This window comes from Fulvivirga aurantia, assembly GCF_009711475.1.
GTDB classification, from domain to species: domain Bacteria; phylum Bacteroidota; class Bacteroidia; order Cytophagales; family Cyclobacteriaceae; genus Fulvivirga; species Fulvivirga aurantia.
This window is the reverse complement of sequence record NZ_SMMD01000526.1, coordinates 1-3,590: the sequence shown is the minus strand read 5'-3', so window position 1 is coordinate 3,590 and position 3,590 is coordinate 1. Positions and strand designations below refer to the sequence as shown.

Sequence of the window (3,590 nt, the reverse complement as noted above, 5' to 3'; positions counted from 1 at the left end):
CTCAATAGCCGCTGTACAGTAATTATTAGGCGTATTGTTTACCAGCAGATTGTGTGGTAATCGGCTCCTGGTCACTCATATTGTGGTGGTTAATTACCTTGCTTAGATAGAGCGTATGATCGCCAGAGCTTATACTTTCCATAGCCTTACACGTGATATACCCAATGGCCTGATCTATTATTATTTGATCATTTTCATCTCTTCTATAAGGTATACCATTAATGGTCGTGTCAGTAATCTCAGAATCCTGAGCAAATGTTTCAATTTTATCTTCCTGGCCTTCGCCTAAAATATGTACGGTAAATTCTCTGCTTTTCTCAATAGTCTCTTGTAAGTCACTATCAATATTTACCGCTATTGCCATAATTGGTGGCTCAAAAGAAGTTTGAGTTACCCAATTAATGGTACCTGCTGCTATAAAATCCTTATCTCTTGTTGTCATTTCATCAGCATCTTTTACTGATGTTACAATGTATTGTCCGTATGAGAGTTTCTTTAAAGTATCCATATTATATATTTATATATCAGTTGTTAATAGATGTGCAATTACCATGCACACTATAATAAGGCGCTTTAAAGCCATTTTGTTTAATAAAAAGTATCAAAAATTAAACAAAAATGGAGAATGTGTTCTACAGTTGGTTAATTTCTACCCACCACATAGGCCCACCAAATAAGCAGTGGATGGATAACAACGAGTCTAAACCAGGCGATCCATGGGGGTACGCACAAGCCCTCTTCGACACAGGAGCCTATGATGATGAAATGCAGATGAGCAGGAATAAATGCAACAAGCATAATTACAATACCCAGGCATGCCAACCTGCGGGTTCTTTTCGGTATGACTAACAAACCCAATAGCATTTCTATTACGCCACTTAAACTGTTAATCAGCTCCGGGTTTGGAAGGTAGTCAGGAATAAGGCCTAAATAAAAATCAGGCATGATGAAATGGTTCAACCCTGCTACACAATAAAACATGACTAGGCTGTATCTCAGTATTTTATGCATCGGTCAATTTCCAATTTGCTTTATGGGCTTCCTTGAGAATGATAATGAATGGGATCCACCAGATAAAATCGTTGGTAAAAAGGGTGTAGATAAACTCAAAGGGCACAATGTCATTTAAATAATTAAATAAGAAACCTAAAGGACCAAATATTTTGCCAAGAAACCCTACAGCTACGATTGGCCAATGCCTGACAGGGTCGTAGGAAGCCCACCAATAGCCAAGGCCGTAAACGCCAATGACCATACCCATGCCTTGCCAAATCAAAGGATGATTTAAAGGCTCCATACCTACAAGTTCGAAAAAATGATTAGGAAAGAGTACGACCCAAGCTCCCCAAATGATATTATAGACTGCTGCCAGCCGGAGTGTCAACTTCATGCTTTTCTGATTATTAAATAGATTAACAATGAGAGATGCATTAGGTTGAATTTTAACCTTTTTTGAATTGCTTGTCGTAAATGATATATCCGATAAAAGTAACCAGGCCGACTACTGAGACCCAGAGCATACCGGATTTTAGCTTTTCAGTATTTTGTCCCAAATAAGCGATAAAGAAAGTAAGCGGGAGAATGCCTAGTACAGTGGCACCAATATAACGCCAATAGCCCATGTGTAGCATACCTCCAACAAAACTTATAGCGTCATTAGAAAGTATCGGGCTCAATCTCGCTACGATTACTGCACCAAAACCATACTTATCAATAAACCTTTCGATTTTCTTTTCTGACTTTACGCCCAGTAAACGTTCGACCAGAGGGGCTCCAAAATAAGAGCCAAACCAATAGCCTACACTGCTTGCGCAGAATATGGAGATTATGATTAGTAAGCTTCCCCAAACGGGCCCATAGGCAAGTACCGAGACGACCATTAATATAAAAGAAGGAATTACTAATAAAAACATCTGCACCACCATGGCAATGACAATTACCACCGGACCAAGAAGTCCGAACTGGCCAATCCATTCTTCAGTTTTCTGCTCGTCTTTGCTGGTAAGTACACTCCATGCTGTGTCGATGAAGTTTTTGAAATCAGGTACTATGAAATAGGTGATCAGCAGAGCTACAAGAAGTGCCAGCGATAGGTATAAGGGTAGTTTACTTTTCTTTTTGGCCACTTAGTTCTCCAAAATAATCTTACCGATATGATTGCTGCTCTCCATGAGTTCGTGAGCTGCTGATGCATCGCTTAATGGAAATCTTTGATAAATAACAGCCTTAAATTTACCCGCATTGATAAGCGGCCACACATTTTTTTGAATATCCTGAGCAAGAGCTGCTTTAAATTCATTATCCCGACCTCTAAGGGTGCTGCCTGAGATAGTAATCCGTTTACGCATCATTTTCAGAATATTCAACTCTACTTTTGGCCCTTTCATGGCATTGATATGGATCAGCCTGCCCTCAGGGTTTAAAATGTTGATATTCTTTTCAAAATACTGGCCTCCGATCATGTCAAGAATTACATCTACTCCGGCCTCATTCAATTGAGCTTCAAAATCCTGAGCATTGTAATTGATGGCCTTATCGGCCCCTAACTTTAAGCAGGCCTGGCATTTCTCATCAGTCCCGGCAGTGGCAAAAACCTTTGCTCCCAGACCTTTGGCGATTTGTATGGCAGTAACTCCAATACCACTGGTACCACCATGTACTAAAAAGCTTTCACCAGACCTTAAGCCGCCCCTCTGAAAAACGTTGCTCCATACGGTAAAAATAGTTTCCGGTAAGCTTGCAGCCTCGGTAAAATCAAAGCCATTTGGTATGGGTAGACAATGGTTGGCTTCTACAGCAACTGATGTGGCATAACCACCACCTCCAACAAGCGCACAAACCTTATCTCCGATCTTCCATTGTGATACATCAGCGCCAACTTCTTCGATAATTCCGGCTACCTCCAGCCCGGGTATATCATCTGGCCAGCCTTCAGGAGCGGGATAGTTGCCCTTTCGTTGAAAAATATCTGGCCGGTTTACACCTGCGGCTTTTACATTAATCAATACTTTACTATTTGCTAGTTCTGGATCTGGCCGATCCTGCAGTTTTAGTACTTCAGGGCCTCCATTATCGGTTATAACGACTGCTTTCATAGTTCAGGATTTATTTAGGATTGCTAACAAACTCAGGTACGCGGGGTTCGTCTCGGTAAAAATCTTTTGATTTTCCTTCGCTTAAAGCCCATCGGTCGATCCATGAAATACCCCAATCTCCATAGCTGGTTACGGGATGTTCGTAAGCTGGATCTACGAGTGCGGCTTCCTGAGAAATAAAACTATAACCCTTGGTTTGAAGCATTTTGATCAGCTTTTCGAGATAATGTGTATTTAGCAAGTTGGCATGTATGAGCAAGATATGATTGATATTTCTGCCAAAAAGATCTTGTGATTTGCGTTCATAATGCTCAACAACATCAGCCATATAAGCAATGTAAGTGTTACCTAACTTTTCCATGCGCTTGGGCTGGTTTTTTATGTGGGCGATGGCATAGGCTCTTGCAAATAAATATTCGGCATTATCAATTGTCACGGGTGCCTCAATGTAATTATGTTCCGCCAAAAAAGTCCTTAATGAGTCGCTTTTACCCT

The 3,590-nt window shown here is 40.8% G+C and carries 6 protein-coding genes; all 6 read right to left on the bottom strand.

Features of this window, described 5'->3' with window-relative positions; translation table 11 throughout:
• Positions 1–25 precede the first annotated feature (25 nt).
• Positions 26–508: a flavin reductase family protein gene (locus E1176_RS04090; protein ID WP_155209298.1), complete on the bottom strand. Its 483-nt coding sequence runs from the start codon at positions 506–508 to the stop codon at positions 26–28.
• Positions 509–642: 134 nt separating this feature from the next.
• Entirely contained in the window at positions 643–1,011 is a 369-nt protein-coding gene (locus tag E1176_RS04085) for a DoxX family protein (protein WP_155209297.1), read from the bottom strand.
• Positions 1,004–1,390 (bottom strand): alkyl hydroperoxide reductase, encoded by a 387-nt coding sequence (locus E1176_RS04080; RefSeq protein WP_155209296.1) that lies wholly within the window; start codon positions 1,388–1,390, stop codon positions 1,004–1,006. Before E1176_RS04080 ends, E1176_RS04085 begins: the two co-directional genes overlap by 8 nt.
• Positions 1,391–1,442: 52 nt before the next feature.
• The gene (locus E1176_RS04075) at positions 1,443–2,126 is read right to left on the bottom strand and encodes a VTT domain-containing protein (RefSeq protein ID WP_185152612.1); all 684 of its coding nucleotides are present in this window, start codon (positions 2,124–2,126) and stop codon (positions 1,443–1,445) included.
• The gene (locus E1176_RS04070; protein ID WP_155209295.1) at positions 2,127–3,095 is read right to left on the bottom strand and encodes an NAD(P)H-quinone oxidoreductase; all 969 of its coding nucleotides are present in this window, start codon (positions 3,093–3,095) and stop codon (positions 2,127–2,129) included. It lies immediately after the preceding gene.
• A 10-nt stretch (positions 3,096–3,105) separates the two neighbouring features.
• A partial coding sequence (locus E1176_RS04065) for a polysaccharide deacetylase family protein (protein WP_484494456.1) occupies positions 3,106–3,590 on the bottom strand: 485 nt, incomplete at its 5' end.